Annotated in this window: 14 protein-coding genes; 8 read left to right on the top strand and 6 right to left on the bottom strand. The window is 64.5% G+C overall.

The features are described 5' to 3' along the window. Positions 1 to 76: 76 nt before the first annotated feature. Positions 77 to 1,591: a malonyl-CoA synthase gene (locus FJ958_RS25625; RefSeq protein ID WP_140746904.1), complete on the top strand. Its 1,515-nt coding sequence runs from the start codon at positions 77 to 79 to the stop codon at positions 1,589 to 1,591. A gap of 20 nt (positions 1,592 to 1,611) precedes the next feature. Here the strand turns inward: FJ958_RS25625 and FJ958_RS25630 are convergent, their stop codons facing one another. The 6 genes from FJ958_RS25630 to FJ958_RS25655 form a co-directional block, all read right to left on the bottom strand. Then, the gene (locus FJ958_RS25630) at positions 1,612 to 3,705 is read right to left on the bottom strand and encodes an ABC transporter ATP-binding protein/permease (RefSeq protein ID WP_140746940.1); all 2,094 of its coding nucleotides are present in this window, start codon (positions 3,703 to 3,705) and stop codon (positions 1,612 to 1,614) included. 73 nt (positions 3,706 to 3,778) lie between these two features. Then, positions 3,779 to 4,891 (bottom strand): NAD(P)/FAD-dependent oxidoreductase, encoded by a 1,113-nt coding sequence (locus tag FJ958_RS25635; RefSeq protein WP_140746907.1) that lies wholly within the window; start codon positions 4,889 to 4,891, stop codon positions 3,779 to 3,781. Positions 4,892 to 4,901: 10 nt separating this feature from the next. Beyond that, positions 4,902 to 6,074 carry an N-acetylglucosamine-6-phosphate deacetylase gene (nagA, locus tag FJ958_RS25640; RefSeq protein WP_140746910.1) on the bottom strand — a complete coding sequence of 391 codons (1,173 nt, stop codon included), beginning with the start codon at positions 6,072 to 6,074 and terminating at the stop codon, positions 4,902 to 4,904. Further along, positions 6,071 to 7,105, bottom strand: a complete 1,035-nt coding sequence (locus tag FJ958_RS25645) for an SIS domain-containing protein (RefSeq protein ID WP_140746913.1) — start codon at positions 7,103 to 7,105, stop codon at positions 6,071 to 6,073. The genes nagA and FJ958_RS25645 overlap by 4 nt, the downstream gene beginning before the upstream one ends. Then, positions 7,102 to 7,884, bottom strand: coding sequence for a GntR family transcriptional regulator (locus tag FJ958_RS25650; protein WP_140612565.1), 783 nt, complete (start codon positions 7,882 to 7,884; stop codon positions 7,102 to 7,104). Before FJ958_RS25650 ends, FJ958_RS25645 begins: the two co-directional genes overlap by 4 nt. Next, entirely contained in the window at positions 7,881 to 8,759 is an 879-nt protein-coding gene (locus tag FJ958_RS25655; RefSeq protein ID WP_140746916.1) for an N-acetylglucosamine kinase, read from the bottom strand. The genes FJ958_RS25650 and FJ958_RS25655 overlap by 4 nt, the downstream gene beginning before the upstream one ends. A 198-nt stretch (positions 8,760 to 8,957) precedes the next feature. On the opposite strand from FJ958_RS25655, the gene FJ958_RS25660 reads away from it, so the two are divergent. The 7 genes from FJ958_RS25660 to FJ958_RS25690 all read left to right on the top strand — a co-directional run bounded on the left by FJ958_RS25660 (position 8,958) and on the right by FJ958_RS25690 (position 15,902). Beyond that, the gene (locus FJ958_RS25660) at positions 8,958 to 9,872 is read left to right on the top strand and encodes an N-acetylmuramic acid 6-phosphate etherase (protein WP_140746919.1); all 915 of its coding nucleotides are present in this window, start codon (positions 8,958 to 8,960) and stop codon (positions 9,870 to 9,872) included. Between the two features lie 47 nt (positions 9,873 to 9,919). Continuing rightward, on the top strand, positions 9,920 to 11,179 hold the full coding sequence (locus FJ958_RS25665) for an ABC transporter substrate-binding protein (RefSeq protein WP_140746922.1): 1,260 nt from the start codon (positions 9,920 to 9,922) through the stop codon (positions 11,177 to 11,179). A gap of 350 nt (positions 11,180 to 11,529) precedes the next feature. After that, positions 11,530 to 12,459 carry a sugar ABC transporter permease gene (locus FJ958_RS25670; protein WP_140612555.1) on the top strand — a complete coding sequence of 310 codons (930 nt, stop codon included), beginning with the start codon at positions 11,530 to 11,532 and terminating at the stop codon, positions 12,457 to 12,459. A gap of 10 nt (positions 12,460 to 12,469) precedes the next feature. Continuing rightward, the gene (locus tag FJ958_RS25675; protein WP_140746925.1) at positions 12,470 to 13,309 is read left to right on the top strand and encodes a carbohydrate ABC transporter permease; all 840 of its coding nucleotides are present in this window, start codon (positions 12,470 to 12,472) and stop codon (positions 13,307 to 13,309) included. After that, positions 13,306 to 13,773, top strand: a complete 468-nt coding sequence (locus tag FJ958_RS25680) for a DUF4304 domain-containing protein (RefSeq protein WP_140746928.1) — start codon at positions 13,306 to 13,308, stop codon at positions 13,771 to 13,773. The genes FJ958_RS25675 and FJ958_RS25680 overlap by 4 nt, the downstream gene beginning before the upstream one ends. Positions 13,774 to 13,777: 4 nt before the next feature. After that, complete coding sequence (locus tag FJ958_RS25685) at positions 13,778 to 14,833, top strand: Gfo/Idh/MocA family oxidoreductase (RefSeq protein WP_140746931.1); 1,056 nt, start codon at positions 13,778 to 13,780, stop codon at positions 14,831 to 14,833. Positions 14,834 to 14,903: 70 nt separating this feature from the next. Then, a complete protein-coding gene (locus tag FJ958_RS25690; protein WP_140746934.1) occupies positions 14,904 to 15,902 on the top strand; it encodes an ABC transporter ATP-binding protein in 999 nt (332 codons plus the stop codon). Positions 15,903 to 16,032 lie beyond the last annotated feature (130 nt).

Below are 16,032 nucleotides of genomic sequence, written 5' to 3' on the forward strand. Positions count from 1 at the left end.
GAACTCTTTGCCGCCGACGCATGCCTTTCCATGGGCAAGCCCGGCGCCGCCATTGCCCTCGCTGCAGGAAGACTTCATGAGCAATCATCTGTTCGACGCGTTCCGGTCCCGGATGCCGGCGCCCGATCGTTTGCTGATGGAAACCGACGATGGGCGATCGCTGACCTATGGCGACATGCTGGCGCGGTCGGCACAGCTCGCGCATGCGCTCCTGCAACTGGATGTCGAGCCCGGCGACCGCGTCGCCGTACAGGTCGAGAAGAGCCCGGAGGCGGTGCTGCTCTATCTCGCCTGTGTGCGCGCCGGCGCCGTTTTCCTGCCGCTCAACACCGCCTATACGCTGACCGAGCTCGGCTACTTCTTCGATGATGCCGCGCCGCGGGTTATTGTCTGCGATCCGGCGAAGTCGGCTGACATCGCGCGCATGGTCGAGCCATCCGGTGCCGTCGTCGTCACGCTCGACCGCAACGGCCAGGGATCGCTGACGGACCAGGCATCGCGGCAATCGTCTGATTTCCATGACGTCCAGCGCGGCAAGGACGATCTCGCGGCGATCCTCTACACATCCGGAACGACGGGCCGTTCGAAAGGCGCCATGCTCAGCCACGGGAACCTCGCCTCGAACGCGCGGGTGCTGGTCGAGCAATGGCGGTTCACATCAGGCGACGTGCTGATCCACGCGCTGCCGATCTTCCATACCCATGGCCTGTTCGTAGCCACCAACGTCATCCTGATGGCCGGCGCCTCGATGCTGTTCGAACAGAAATTCGATCCGGCCCGCATCGTCTCGCTGCTGCCGCGCGCCACGGCGCTGATGGGCGTGCCGACCTTCTACACCAGGCTGCTGCAGCAGGACGGGCTGGACCGCCAGGCAGCGAAGAACATTCGCCTGTTCGTGTCCGGCTCGGCGCCGCTGCTGGCCGAGACGCACAGGGCCTGGCGCGAGCGCACCGGCCACGCCATCCTCGAACGTTACGGCATGACCGAGACCAACATGAACACCTCCAACCCTTATGATGGGGAACGGCGCGCCGGCACGGTCGGCTTCCCCTTGCCTGGCACCGCGCTTCGTATAGCCGATCCCGACACCGCCAGGCCGCTTGCCCAGGGCGAGGTCGGCATGATCGAGGTGAAGGGTCCGAACGTGTTTTCCGGCTACTGGCGCATGCCGGAAAAGACCAAGGCGGAATTCCGCGCCGACGGTTTCTTCATCACCGGCGATCTCGGCATGGTCGACGCCGACGGCTATGTCCACATTGTCGGCCGCGGCAAGGACCTGATCATTTCCGGCGGCTACAACATCTACCCGAAGGAACTCGAAAGCGAGATCGACGCGCTCGACGGGGTCGCGGAAAGCGCGGTCATCGGCATTGCCCATCCCGACTTCGGCGAAGGCGTCACCGCGGTCGTGGTCCGGACGCCGGGGTCGCGGATCACTGGAGCCGAAATCCTTGGCGCCATCGCCGGGCGCCTGGCAAAATACAAGCACCCGAAGCGGGTGATCTTCGTCGACGAATTGCCGCGCAACACGATGGGCAAGGTGCAGAAGAATCTTTTGCGCGATGCCTATAAGGACCTCTACGCATCCTGAAGCGCGTCACCGAAACCGCTTCACTTTTTCTGGGATCGCCAGGATAGCCGCACCTTACTTCCGGCACCGGAGCCCCACAAGGCACGCTGGAACAGGCTGCGTTTGCGATTGCGCGGCGCAAGGTCGATGTCGCTGACCAGTTTTGCGCCGTCCTCTCGCCGTTCCAGGGTGATCTTGCGGGTGTGGAAGGCTTCGAGCTCGGCGCGGTGCGCCACGCTGATGATGGTGACATCGGGCAATTCGTGGATCACCGTCTTCATCATCTGGTCCTGGCTCTTTTCGTCCAGCGCCGAGGTCGCCTCGTCCAGCACGACGATATCGGGGCTGTGCAGCAAGAGGCGCGCGAAGGCGACCCGCTGCCTTTCACCGCCAGACAGGGTCTGGTCCCATGGGGCTTCTTCCTCGAGCCGTTCGGCCAGGTAGCCCAGGCCAACCTTGTCGAGGGCGGCCTTGATCTGCTTTGCCGCCCAGTTGTCGGCGGCGGCGGGATAGGCGACCGCGCGGCGCAGCGTACCGGTCGGGATGTAGGGGCGCTGCGGCAGCATGAACAGCCGCCGGTCGGGGTGGAAATTGACGCTGCCGCTGCCCCATGGCCACAGGCCGGCGATCGCCCGCACCAGCGTCGACTTGCCCGAGCCGGATTCGCCGGACACCAGAACCCGCTCGCCCGGTTCGACCACCACTTCGGTTTCCTTGACCACGGAGGTGCCATCGTCGAGCGTCACGCAGAGATTGTCGAGGCTGAGCATCGCATCGCCCTTGGTCTCGCCATGCTTGATGCGCCCCAGTTCGTCGTTCTGCTCGGCGCGCTCGAGCCCGTCGAGCGACATCATCAGGGAGGCGATGCGGTGGGCCGAGGCATTCCAGTCGGCAAGGCGCGGGTAGTTGTCGACCAGCCATCCGAAAGCGCCCTGCACGATGGCGAAGGCGGAAGCCGCCTGCATCACCTGCCCGAGCGACATTGAGCCTTCGAGGAATTTTGGCGCGCACAGCAGCACCGGCACGACAGGGGCGAACAGGCTCGAGCCCTGCGAGACCAGTGCGGTGCGCATATGCTGGCCGGTCAGCCGCGCCCATCGCTTCAGCACGCCGGCGAAGGTCTTGTCTATGCCGCTGTTCTCCTCTTCCTCGCCCCCCAGCAACGCGATGCTCTCGCCGTTCTCGCGCACACGCGTCAGCACATAGCGGAATTCGGCTTCGGCCTGGTTCTTCTCCTCCGACAGCCGCACGAAATTGCGGCCGATGATGAACATCGAGGTGGAGGTGATCGCGGCGTAGACCACTGCGGTGATGACGAGGAAGCCGGGCACGGTGATGGTCGAGCCGCCAAGCGAAAAACTCAGCGCCCCGCCGATCGTCCACAGCACCACGATGAAGGTCGAGGCTGACAGGAAGGCGGAAGTGACCCCGGCGACGAAATCGACGGGCGACTCGGTTGCGACGCGCAGATCCTCCGACAGGCGGGCCTCGGGGTTCTGGTGGTCGCCCTTGACGAGGTTGAGCTGGTAGTAGCGGCCGTGATCCAGCCAGCGCGCGATGACCGAAGTGGTCAGCCAGGAGCGCCAGCGGCGCTGCATCGTCATGCGCAGATAGACCTGCGCGACGACGAGGCCGATGCTGCCCGCCACGAGCGGCAGGAAAATGGCGCTGAGAAAGTATACCGTATGGGCCTGGCGCTGCTCGATGGCGTCGAAGATGGCGCGGTTCCAGACATTGATGCCGTATTGGAAGCCGACATTGACACCGATCAGGACCAGCAGCCCGATCGTCAGCGGCCAGGCGAGCCTGTCGCCGTGCCGTCCCCAATAGCCGCGCCCGCTGATCCAGAATCGCCTCAGCAGGTATTTCTTGCGCGCCCGAGCCGCCTCCTCGGGCGTTAGTTCCGGATCGGGTTCGACGGCATCCGGCGGTGGGGGCGCGGCGACGCCGACAACCTCGGACGCCGCTTCGGCGGTAGACACCTTCTTGTCACGGGGCTCTTTTTCGCGCGGCTTCTCTTCGCCCGTCCTCTCGTCGCGCGGCTTCTGGCGTCGTGGCTTTCCCCGACGCGGCTTCAAGGGCTCGCGCGGTTTGATGCCATCGGCCGGTTTGGATTTGGGTCTCGCCTCGGACATACGCCCGACAACGACCTCGAAATCAAAAGGTTTCATGGCGTTTGTTCGAGATGACAAATCCCGACAGCGCTTGTCATTCCCGGTACAGCAGCCCGGCGACATGGTCGGCGATCGCCAGGCTTGCCGTCAGGCCGGGGCTCTCTATGCCGAACAGATTGACGATCCGGCCCGCGCGATGATCGGACGGTCCCTGCACCACGAAGTCGGCGGCGGGTTGACCGGGGCCCGACAGCTTCGGCCTGATGCCGGCATAGGCCGGCTGCAGCGCGCCATCGCCAAGGGCGGGCCAATAGCGCCGGATCGCCTCGTAGAAGACGGCGCTTCGGCCCGGATCGACCGTGTAATCCACATGGTCGATCCACTCGACGTCGGGTCCGAAGCGCGCACTGCCGCCGAGATCGAGCGTCAGATGGACGCCAAGGCCACCTCCGGCCGGAAGCGGATAGATCAGCCGCGAAAAGGGCGACTGGCCTGGAAGGGCGAAATAATTCCCGCGTGCCAGCCACTGCCGGGGGATGAGATCCCTCGGGAAGCCATCGATCCGGCCGGCCACGGCCTGTGCGTCGAGGCCCGCGGCATTGATGAAGGCATCGGCCTTCAAGGCGAAGGTCTCGCCCTTGGCGTCGCGCGTGTCGATCCGGATCCCATCGGCCTCGATCGTGGCTCCGGCAACGGCGGTCAGGAAGGCGAAGGATGCGCCAGCCGCTTCGGCGTCGCCGCCCAGCGACAGCATCAGCGCGTGGCTGTCGACAATGCCTGTCGATGGCGACAGCAATGCGCCGGCGCATGTCAGCGCCGGTTCCAGGCTTTCGGCCTCGCCGCGCGTCAAAAGCTCGAGATCGTCCACCCCGCAGCGCCGCGCATTATCCTGGATCGCCCGCAATCCGTCAGTCTGGCCGGGCTCGCTGGCAACGATCAGCTTGCCGCTGCGGGCATGGGCGATGTTGTGGTCGGCGCAGTAGGCGTAGAGCCGTCGGCGCCCTTCGACACAGAGCCGGGCCTTCAAGCTTCCCGGAGCATAATAAAGCCCGGCATGGATGACTTCGGAATTGCGCGAGCTGGTGACGGTGCCGATCGCGTCGGCCTGCTCGACCACCACCACCTCGCGGCCCGACAAGGCGATCGCCCTGGCAACGGCAAGCCCGACCACGCCTGCTCCGGCGACGACACAATCGATTGTCTGCATGGCCTCGCCTTCAGCGGGAAGCGCCGGCCTCGAACACCTTGTCGCCGCCGATCCAGACGCTTCCTATGTCAAGATCGTCCGACAGCGCGACGATATCCGCCGCCGTGCCGTTGGCAAGGCGGCCGAGCCGATGCGACTGGCCGATCGCCTGCGCCGGGTACAGCGAGGCCATGCGCAAGGCTTGCGCGAGCTCGACACCGACGACGCTGTGCATGAAACGCACGGCCGAGATCATGTCGAGGTCCGCGCCCGCCAGCGTCCCGTCGGCGAGCCGCAGGCTGCCGTCCTTGCGGTAGATGGTCCGGCCATTGAGCGTGAACGAGGTCATGTCCGTGCCGATCGTCGCCATCGCGTCGGTAACCAGCACGATTCTGCCAGGCCCCTGCTTGGCATCGAGCGCGATCCTGATCGTCGCGGGATGGACATGGATCCCGTCGGCGATGAGCCCGGCGGACAATGTGTCGATGTCGATGGCCGCGCCCGCCAGCCCGGGCTCGCGGTTGCCGATCTGGCTCATCGCGTTGAACAGATGGGTGACCACGCTGGCGCCGGCTTCGGCAAAGGCTCTTGCGGTTACATAACCGGTGTCGGAATGGCCGAGGCTGACGATGATGCCTGCCCGGGCCAATACCGTAACGCGGGTCGGATCGACGGATTCCGGCGCGATCGTGGTGAGCAGCACCGGCAGCTTCTGCCGCGCCGCGATCAGCAACGCCTGGTCGGCGTCGGTCATCGGCCGGATCAACGCCGGATCATGCGCGCCCTTGCGGGCGATCGACAGATGCGGGCCTTCGAGATGCAGCCCGAGGAAGCCCGGCACTTCTTGCCGCGCGGCCGCTTCGCCGGCGGCAATCGCGGCGGCGGTGATTGCTGGCGTGTCGGTGATCAGCGTCGGCAGCAGCGCCGTCGTGCCGAACGGCGCGTGCGCCCGGCAGATGGTTCCGATCGAGGCCACATCGGGGTGGTCGTTGAGCATGACGCCACCGCCGCCATTGACCTGGATGTCGACAAAGCCCGGCACCAGCATGCCGCCGCCAGTGTCGATGGTGCGGATATCGGCGGGCAGGGCGCCTTGGCGCAGGATGGATTCGACGAGACCGTCGCGCACGACAAGCGCCGCGCCTTCATGCCAGTCGTCGCCATCGAAAATGCGGGCGCCAGTCAAGGCAAAACGGTCGCTCATACGGTCTCCGTCACCTTGCGAAGATTGCGCGGCGTGTCCGGATCGAGGCCGCGATGACGGGCGAAAGCCTCCACGAACACGTAGAAGGAGACGATCAGCGTCAGTGGATCGGTCAGCGGGTGACCGGTGGCGACATGCGGCAGGCGCGTGGCGCTATTGGCAAGCGCGGAGGTGACGAACACCGGCGCTCCCTTGGCCGCCAGGCCGTCGGCGGCTTCGGCGATGGAGGGCTCGGACGCATCGCGCGCGGCCAGCGCCAGCACCGGAAAGTCGGGACCGATCAGCGCCAGCGGGCCATGCATGACTTCGGCCGCGCTATAGGCCTCGGCATGCATGCCGCAGGTCTCCTTGAATTTCAGCGCCGCCTCGTTGGCCATCGCCGCGGACGGGCCGCGGCCGAGAATGAACAGCGACTTCTGCTTCTCGATGGTTTCGGCCAACACGCTCATCCAGTCGCAGGCGATCGCGTCGCGGAAATGGTCCGGCAAGCGGGCAAGAGCCTTGAGAAGCGTTTCGTCGCCGGTGGAGTGCGCCATCAAGGCGAGGCCGGCGACCGCGGAGTTGACGAAGGTCTTGGTTGCCGCGACGCTGCGCTCGGGCCCGGCCAGGATGTCGATCGCATAGTCCGAGGCGCGCGCCAGCGGCGACTCGGCGGTGTTGGTGACGGCGATGGTCAGCGCGCCGCCGGCCCGTGCGGTTTCGGCCATGGCGACGATGTCGGGGCTCTTGCCCGATTGCGAGATCGCCAGGCATGCGGAGCCGCCGAGACGCAGCTTGCGGCCATAGATCGAAGCGATCGAGGGGCCGACCGAGGCGACGGCAAGGCCCGCGGTCAGCTCGACGGCGTATTTCATGAAAGTGGCGGCATGGTCGGACGAACCGCGCGCCACGGTGACGACGAACTGCGGGTCGCGTTCCCTGATGCCGCGCCCGGCTTCGGCGAGCACGGCGCCGGAGCCATCGAGCAGGCGGGCGACGGCTTGCGGGATCTCTTCGATCTCGCGCTGCATATGTGTGGTGTTGGAAATCATGGTCGGCCCTCTTCGCTCGGCCCTGTCAGCCGCAGTTCGGCGACGAAATCATAGGCGTCGCCCCGGTAGATGGAGCGGGTGAATTCGATCACCTTGCCGCTCGCCAGATAGGAAATACGCTCGATATGCAGGCCGGCAATGCCCGGCGGCACTTCGAGCAGCCGCGCGTCGCCGTCACCGAGATTGGCGGCCGAGATGCGCTGCACCGCCCGCACCGGCCTGTTGCCGGTCAATTCCAGTGCAGCATAGAGCGAGGAGCCTATCCCCGCCGGGTCGGGCAGCACGCTGGCCGACAGCGAGGCGCGTTCGATCGCCAGCGGCGTGTCGTTGGCGATGCGCAGGCGCGCCACGCGCGCCACGAGCTCGCTCGACGACAGGCCGAGCACCATCATCTCGTCGGGCGAAGGCGCGTAAAGGCCACGGTCGAGCCATGCCGAACGCACCGCCATGCCGCGCCGCGCCATGTCTTCGGTAAAGGAGGTCAGCCGCGACAGCGACTGCTCGACGCGCTCCATGCGCGGCGCCACGAAAGTGCCGGAACCGTGGCGCTGGACCAGAATGCCGCCCTTGACCAGATCCTGCACCGCCTTGCGCACGGTGACGCGGGAAATGTCGGCCTTGGTGGCGATGTCGCGCTCCGAAGGCAGCGCGTCGCCCGGCCCGATCAGGCCGCGGTTGACGGCGTCCTCGATGCTTTTCCTGAGCTGCAGGTAAAGCGGCGCGCCGCTTTGCGACGATTGCTTCAGCGCGGCGAAGATCTGGTCCGCGGCGTCGTTCATCGAGCCGCCTCCGTCCTGGCGAACAGGCGGGCCGCCATCTGCACCGCACCGCCCAGCGCATCATCGAGCGGCTCTCTCAGCAGCGCCTTGTAGCGCGCCGACAGGCGCGGCGCGTAGAGCGGCGCCAGCCCGCCAAGCAGGCAGAGCGGCGCGTCGTCCGAAAGGCCGAGCGCGCCGAGCGAAGCCTCGACATCGCCGACCGCCTTGTCGACGATCCAGTTGGCGACGGCGTCGCCCTTCCCGGCATGTTCGAACACCTTGGGCGCGAAGCCGCCAAAATCGCCGGGCTTGGCGTTGGTGGTGAATTCGACGACGTCTTCGGGATTGTCGCGGAAGATGGCCATCATGGCGTCGGTCAGCGGCGAGCGGTCGCGTACACCGTCATAGGCCAGCAGCGTCTGTTCCAGGAGGTCGCGGCCGATGCGGGCGCCGCTGCCCTGGTCGCCGACCTGGAAGCCCCAGCCGCCGATGGCGCGCGATTTGCCGTTCCTGCGCGCCATATAGGCGGTGCCGGTGCCCAGGATCGCCATCGCCCCGTCACCAGAGCCGACGGCGCCCTCCAGCGCGATCTCCGCGTCGGTCTCGACGCGGCTGGTGCTGAATGGCAGGATCGCCTCGAGCTGTTGCCGGTAGGTGCCGACATTGGCGCCGGCAAGGCCGAGAATGGCTGGCGTCCGTGGGATCAGGTCCGGATCCTGGCCGGCGGCGATGAATGCCTGCCGCGCGGCTTCGACGATGTTCGACCGGGCGCCCGTGAGGTCGGTGCGGATGTTGGCGGCGCCGCTTTTGGCGCGGCCGACGACGGTGCCGTCCACTGTTGCAAGGGCGGCCCTGCAGCTGGTGCCGCCGCCATCGATACCGAGCACGAAATTCACGCGATTTCTCCTCCGGGCGGATAATACCAATAAAATACCAATAGCCAAGGATTAATTTCCGTTTCAAAAAGATTAAGGCGTATTTTATTGAAAAGCCTACACATTTCGCCGGCTCATCGAATTCCTGACCGCGAAGCCACTAATGCATGTGGACAAGTGGTATTTTTTTGGTATTGTTCCTGCATTGGAGGAGCAGGGATGGCCGAAACGGGCACCGAAGCGCTGCACAGGAATGCCGAAGGGCTGGATATCCAGGCCCCCGAAGCCATCCTTGTTTCGCTGGCGGATGCGCAGGTCGAAGCCGCGAAGGCTGTCCGCGACGCCATTCCCGCCATCGCCAAGGCGGCGGAGATCATCGCTGGCCGGTTGAGCGGCGGCGGCAAGCTCGCCTACGCCGCGGCCGGCAGTTCGGGCCTGATGGCGCTGGCCGACGCCTTGGAACTGCCTGGCACCTTCGGCATTCAGCGCGACCGCATCGCCATCCTGGTGGCTGGCGGCGACGAGGCTTTCAGGACGCTGGCCGGCGGGCCCGAGGATGATACCGAGGAGGCCGCGACGGCCGTCGCCAATGCCGGCATCGGCGCGGGTGACTGCCTGATCGCCCTTTCCGCCAGCGGCACGACGCCCTACGCGGTGCGGGCCATCGAGGAAGCCGCCCGCCGGGGTGCGGCGACCATCGGCATTGCCAACAATCGTGATTCAGCGCTGCTTCGCCAGGCCGGAACCGCCATCCTGCTCGAAACGCCGCCTGAGGTGATCGCCGGCTCGACGCGCATGGGTGCCGGCACCGCGCAGAAGATCGCCCTCAACATGCTGTCTACCTTGGCCGCCGTCCATCTCGGCCACGTCCATGACGGTTACATGGTCAATCTCACGGCCGACAACATCAAGCTGCGCGACCGCGCGGCGCGCATCGTCGCCGCCGTCAGCGGGCGCGACAGGGACGAAGCGGCCCGGCTGCTCGAAGAGAGCGGCGGCGCCGTCAAAACAGCCATTCTGCTCGCCGCCGGTGCCGACAGCGCCGATGCGGCGCAGAAGATACTGGAAGGGACCGGCCAGAAGCTGCGGCCAGCCCTTTCGGCGATCGAGGGGAGCAAGGGCTCCAAAGCCTAGGTTCTCATCAAAACCGAACCTGAAAAAGGTCAACAGGGAGACTGAGCATGACAACGAAACTACTGACGGCACTGCTTCTGGGCACCAGCATTCTCGGCTCGGCCGGATTGGCTCACGCCGAGGACGTAACGCTCAACATCGAGAGCTGGCGCGGAGACGACCTCTCCATCTGGAAGGACAAGCTGATCCCGGCCTTCGAAGCCAAGAATCCGGGCATCAAGGTGGTGTTCGCGCCATCGGCGCCGACCGAATATGACGCAGCCCTCGGCGCCAAGCTCGCCGCCGGCTCGGCGGGCGACCTGATCACCTGCCGCCCGTTCGACAAGTCGCTTGAATTGTTCAAGAAGGGCAACCTTGCCGACCTGTCCTCGCTGCCCGGCATGGATAATTTCTCCCCGGTCGCCAAGTCCGCCTGGCAGACCGATGACGGCAAGTCGAGCTTCTGCGTGCCGATGGCTTCTGTCATCCACGGCTTCATCTATAACAAGGACGCCTTCGACAAGCTCGGCATCAAGGTGCCGACGACCCGCGACGAGTTCTTCGCCGCGCTCGACAAGATCAAGGCCGACGGCACCTACATCCCGATGGCAATGGGCACCAAGGACCTCTGGGAAGCCGCGACCATGGGCTACCAGAACATCGGCCCCAACTACTGGAAGGGCGAGGATGGCCGCAAGGCGCTGATCAAGGGCGATCAGAAATTGACCGACAAGGACTGGGTCGCTCCCTACGAGGAACTGGCCAAGTGGAAGCCGTATCTCGGCGACGGCTTCGAGGCGCAGACCTATCCGGACAGCCAGAACCTGTTCACGCTCGGCCGCGCCGCCATTTACCCGGCCGGCTCGTGGGAGATCGGCCTGTTCAACACCCAGGCCCAGTTCAAGATGGGCGCCTTCCCGCCGCCGGTCGAAAAGGCTGGCGACACCTGCTACATCTCGGACCATACCGATATCGGCATGGGCCTGAATGCGGCTTCCAAGCACGCGGATGCGGCCAAGACCTTCCTGTCCTGGGTGGCATCGCCGGATTTCGCCACCATCTACGCCAACGCGCTGCCGGGCTTCTTCAGCCTGAACTCCTCGCCGGTGAAGATGCAGGATCCGCTGGCGCAGGAATTCGTCTCCTGGCGCGGCAAGTGCAAGTCGACGATCCGCTCGACCTACCAGATCCTGTCGCGCGGCACGCCGAACCTCGAGAACGAGACCTGGGTTGAATCGGCCAACGTCATCAACGGCACCGATACGCCCGAAGCCGCGGCCAAGAAGCTGCAGACCGGCCTCGACAGCTGGTATCATCCGGCGAAGTAAGAGCTCAGGCAGCGGAGCAGGGCCGTTCCAACTGGGCGGCCCTGCTGTTTCCGATAGCATCGACTGCGAACGACGGCGCCGCCCCTCATCCGCCTGCCGGCACCTTCTCCCCGTAGTGACGGGGAGAAAGGACGAGCCGCAACGCTGGCGACCCCCTCTCCCGTCCTTTACGGGGAGAGGGTAAGGGTGAAGGGCAGCGCTGCCGTCGAACGTATTGCCTAGAGCAATTCCAGGAAAAATGCGTAGCGGTTTTCCGTCCGGGATTGTGTAAGAACAAAGAGTTAGAGCCGGTCAACGATTCTATCAAACGCTGAACCGCTCTAGACCCTTGATCGGTGGGGACCGAACTCATGGCCGCGGAAATACGACCGAAAAGACCGTTTCGCTGGCACATCGCCGTCTTCCTGGCGCCGGCCGTGCTCGTCTATACGGCGATCATGATCCTGCCGCTCGCCGGCACGCTGCAGCTGTCGCTGTTCCGTAATATCGAGCAGCACCAGGTCTTCGTCGGACTGGACAATTTCCGCACGCTGTTCGGCGACCCCAACTGGTCGGTGAATTTCTGGAATGCGCTGAGAAACAATGTCTGGTTCTTCATCATCCACATGCTGGTGCAGAATCCGATCGGCGTGCTGCTGGCTGCCCTCCTGTCCAGCCCAAGGCTCAGGTTCTCGGCCTTCTACCGCACGGCGATCTTCGTGCCGACCATCCTGTCCTTCGTCATCGTCGGCTTTGCCTGGAAGCTCATCCTGTCACCGCTGTGGGGCGTGGCGCCGCATCTCATGGATTTCGTCGGGCTGAAAAGCCTGTTCACACCCTGGCTCGGCAAGGAACAATACGCGCTGACCGCGCTCAGCCTGGTTTCGGTGTGGCAGTTCATCGGCATCCCGATGATGCTTATCTACGCCGCCCTGCTGTCGATCCCCGACGAGGTGCTCGAGGCCGCCGAATGCGATGGGATTACCGGCATGTCGCAGTTCTGGAAGATCAAGCTGCCGCTGATCCTGCCGTCCATCGGTATCATCTCGATCCTAACCTTCGTCGGCAATTTCAACGCCTTCGACCTGATCTACACCGCGCAAGGGGCGTTAGCCGGACCGAACTATTCGACCGATATTCTCGGCACCTTCCTCTACCGCGCCTTCTTCGGCTTCCAGCTGCAGGTCGGCGACCCCAACATGGGCGCGACAATCGCCACCATCATGTTCCTGATCATCCTCGGTGGTGTCTGCGTCTACCTGTTCCTCATCCAGACGCGGCTGCGTCGCTACCAGTTCTGAGGGGCATGAGATGAGCATCGCCACCCGTTCGCTGCCCCGCACCATCGGCGCCCATGCGATCCTGTTGACCTATACGGCGATCGCGTTGTTTCCGGTGATCCTGGTCATCATGAATTCGTTCAAGTCGCGCGCCGGCATTTTCGGCGCGCCGCTGACGCCGCCGACGCCGAAAACCTTCGACCTGATCGGCTACACCACGGTGATCGGTCAGGGCGATTTCTTCCATTATTTCCAGAACAGCCTCATCGTCACCGTCGGCTCATTGTTCTTCGTGCTGCTGTTCGGCGCCATGGCCGCGTTCGCGCTGTCGGAATACCGCTTTCGCGGCAACACGCTGATGGGGCTCTACCTGGCGCTCGGCATCATGATCCCGATCCGGCTTGCCACCGTCGCCATCCTGCAATTGATGGTGGCGAGCGGACTGGTCAACACGCTGACGGCGCTGATCCTGGTCTACACCGCGCAAGGCCTGCCGCTGGCTGTCTTCATCCTGTCCGAATTCATGAAGCAGGTGTCCGACGATCTGAAGAATGCCGGCCGCATCGACGGCCTGTCGGAATACACCATCTTCTTCCGCCTGGTGGTGCCGCTGGTCCGGCCGTCGATGGCGACCGTCGCCGTCTTCACCATGATACCGATCTGGAACGATCTCTGGTTCCCGCTGATCCTGGCGCCATCGGAAGAGACCAAGACGGTCACGCTCGGCGCCCAGCTTTTCCTCGGCCAGTTCGTCACCAACTGGAACGCCATCCTGGCGGCGCTGTCGCTGGCGATCCTGCCGGTGCTGATCCTCTACGTCATCTTCTCGCGGCAGCTGATCCGCGGCATTACTTCCGGAGCCGTCAAGTGAGCGAGGGCCGAGACATTATCGTCCAAGCCCTGGCCGAGACGGCAAGCCGATATGGATTTCGAGGCTCTCGCGCCACGAACTACTACCGGGAATGGCCGGAGACGATCTGCTTGCTGAACCTCCAGAAATCCGCCTGGGGACCCCAGTTCTATCTCAACGCCGCTGTCTGGTTCACGCGGTTCGGGCCCGAGCGCCGGCCGAAAGAACACCAATGCCACGTCCGTTGGCGAGTGGATTCGCAAATGGGCGATGAGCGGTCAAAGACGTTAATGCAAGCTCTCAACCTGGAGTATCCATTGCCGGATAATCAAAGGCTTTCAGCGATCAAGGAGGGGGTCGATGCCCATGGTTTTGGGCTTTTGTCCCGCTGTGACAGCGAGGAAGCGGCTTTGCGGGTCGCGAATGAATGCGAGCCTCGCGTGATGGTATTGCTCATGGCCCGCGCACAAGAAAAGGCAAATTGATCCAATGACTGCACCCCTTCGCGTCGTCGTCGCCGGCCTCGGCAATATGGGCCGCAGCCATGCGCTGGCCTATCACACCAATCCGGGTTTTCAGATCGCCGCGCTGGTCAACCGGTCCGACGTGCCGCTGCCGGACGGGCTGTCGGGCTATGGCATCAGGCGGTCCTTCGATGACGCGTTGCGTGACGAGAAGCCTGACGTCGCCTGCATCGCCACCTATTCGGACAGCCATGCCGACTATGCGGTGAAGGCGTTCGAGGCAGGTTGTCATGTCTTCGTCGAAAAGCCGTTGGCAACGACGGTGGCAGACGCCGAGCGCGTCGTCGCGGCCGCCAAGGCCAACGGCAAAAAACTGGTGATCGGCTACATCCTGCGCCATCACCCATCCTGGATCCGGCTGATCGCCGAGGCGCGCAAGCTCGGCGGCCCTTACGTATTCCGTATGAACCTCAACCAGCAATCCTCTGGCCATACCTGGGAGACGCACAAGCAATTGATGCAGACGACCTCGCCGATCGTCGACTGCGGCGTCCACTATCTCGACGTGATGCTGCAGATCACCGACGCCAGGCCGGTCGAGGTGCGCGGCATGGGCGTGCGGCTGACGCAAGAGGTCGCGCCGTCGATGTACAATTACGGCCATCTGCAGGTGCTGTTCGACGACGGGTCGGTCGGCTGGTACGAGGCCGGCTGGGGTCCTATGATTTCCGAGACGGCCTTCTTCGTGAAGGACGTCATCTCGCCGAACGGCTGCGTGTCGATCGTCATGAAGGAGGGCGTGAAGTCCGACGACATAGACACCCACACCAAGACCTCGACCATTCGCCTGCATAGCGCGGCGACCGGACCGGACGGCAAATTCGCCAGGCCGGACGAGATGCTGTCGATGGCAGGCGAACCTGGGCACCAGGACCTCTGCGATCTCGAACAGGCCTTCGTGCTGAAGGCCATCCGCGAAGATTTGGACCTGACCCGCCATATGGACGACGCGGTCAAGTCGCTCGCCGTCTGCCTTGCGGCCGACGAGAGCGTACGCAGCGGGAAGGCGGTGAGGCTGTGACAAGGGAGTTATCGGCAGGGGTCGCGCTCTACGGCGCCTTGGCGCCTGCTTACGAATTTGGAGGATCGCCGTGGGCTCGCTGAAGATCGAAAATGTGAAGAAGGCCTTTGGGCCCGTCGAGGTGCTGAAAGGTATCGATCTGGAAGTGACGGATGGTGAATTCGTCGTCTTCGTCGGTCCCTCCGGCTGCGGCAAGTCGACCTTGCTACGGGTCATTGCAGGCCTGGAGGATTCGACCTCGGGCCGCGTGCTGATCGATGGCGAGGACGTCTCCGTCACGCCGCCCGCGAAACGCGGCATCGCCATGGTGTTCCAGACCTATGCGCTCTATCCGCATCTGACGGTGAAGAACAATATGGGCCTTGGGCTCAAGCAGGCGAGCATGCCGGCCGCCGAGATCGACCGCCGCATCGGCATCGCCTCCTCCATGTTGTCGCTGGAACCCTATCTCGAGCGGCGGCCGGCCGAACTCTCCGGTGGCCAGCGCCAGCGCGTCGCCATCGGCCGCGCCGTGGTGCGCGAGCCGAAGCTGTTCCTGTTCGACGAGCCGCTGTCGAACCTCGACGCGGCGCTCCGCGTCAACACCCGGCTGGAAATCGCGCAGCTGCACCGCCGGCTGAAGGCGACGATGATCTACGTCACCCACGATCAGGTCGAGGCGATGACGCTGGCCGACAAGATCGTGGTGCTCAATGCGGGCCGGATCGAGCAGATCGGCGGCCCGATGGAGCTGTATAATTCGCCGGCAAACGAGTTCGTCGCCGGCTTCATAGGCTCACCGAAGATGAACTTCATCGACGGCGCCAGGCTTGGCGAGACAGCCAAGACCATCGGCGTGCGCCCGGAACATCTGACGGTCGATCCGAAATCAGGCGCCTGGAAGGGCACGGTGGTGCACGCCGAGCATCTCGGCGCCGACACCAACCTTTATCTCGACTGCGAGAAGGCCGGCCTGATCACCGTGCGGATATTCGGTGTCTATGACGCCGAACCGGGCGCCACGCTCTATGCGACGCCGGATCCGGCCAAGACCTATCGGTTTGGAGCGGATGGGACGACGATAAAGTAGAGCCTGACCTTCTCCCCTTGTGGGAGAAGGTGGATCGGCGCGCAGCGCCGAGACGGATGAGGGGTGTTGGAAGGATTGCGGCTTTGCAGAAGTAAGCGCTCGGAACCTTTCGATCTTTTCACGCCGCACT

Origin of the sequence: Mesorhizobium sp. B2-3-5, from assembly GCF_006442395.1 — a bacterium.
In the GTDB taxonomy this organism is placed as follows: domain Bacteria; phylum Pseudomonadota; class Alphaproteobacteria; order Rhizobiales; family Rhizobiaceae; genus Mesorhizobium.

Excerpts from the sequence above, each read along its gene's own strand:
- FJ958_RS25625 (WP_140746904.1), top strand. The coding sequence starts at position 77 with ATGAGCAATCATCTGTTCGACGCGTTCCGGTCCCGGATGCCGGCGCCC.
- FJ958_RS25630 (WP_140746940.1), bottom strand. The coding sequence starts at position 3,705 with ATGTCCGAGGCGAGACCCAAATCCAAACCGGCCGATGGCATCAAACCG.
- FJ958_RS25635 (WP_140746907.1), bottom strand. The coding sequence starts at position 4,891 with ATGCAGACAATCGATTGTGTCGTCGCCGGAGCAGGCGTGGTCGGGCTT.
- nagA (WP_140746910.1), bottom strand. The coding sequence starts at position 6,074 with ATGAGCGACCGTTTTGCCTTGACTGGCGCCCGCATTTTCGATGGCGAC.
- FJ958_RS25645 (WP_140746913.1), bottom strand. The coding sequence starts at position 7,105 with ATGATTTCCAACACCACACATATGCAGCGCGAGATCGAAGAGATCCCG.
- FJ958_RS25650 (WP_140612565.1), bottom strand. The coding sequence starts at position 7,884 with ATGAACGACGCCGCGGACCAGATCTTCGCCGCGCTGAAGCAATCGTCG.
- FJ958_RS25660 (WP_140746919.1), top strand. The coding sequence starts at position 8,958 with ATGGCCGAAACGGGCACCGAAGCGCTGCACAGGAATGCCGAAGGGCTG.
- FJ958_RS25665 (WP_140746922.1), top strand. The coding sequence starts at position 9,920 with ATGACAACGAAACTACTGACGGCACTGCTTCTGGGCACCAGCATTCTC.
- FJ958_RS25670 (WP_140612555.1), top strand. The coding sequence starts at position 11,530 with ATGGCCGCGGAAATACGACCGAAAAGACCGTTTCGCTGGCACATCGCC.
- FJ958_RS25675 (WP_140746925.1), top strand. The coding sequence starts at position 12,470 with ATGAGCATCGCCACCCGTTCGCTGCCCCGCACCATCGGCGCCCATGCG.
- FJ958_RS25685 (WP_140746931.1), top strand. The coding sequence starts at position 13,778 with ATGACTGCACCCCTTCGCGTCGTCGTCGCCGGCCTCGGCAATATGGGC.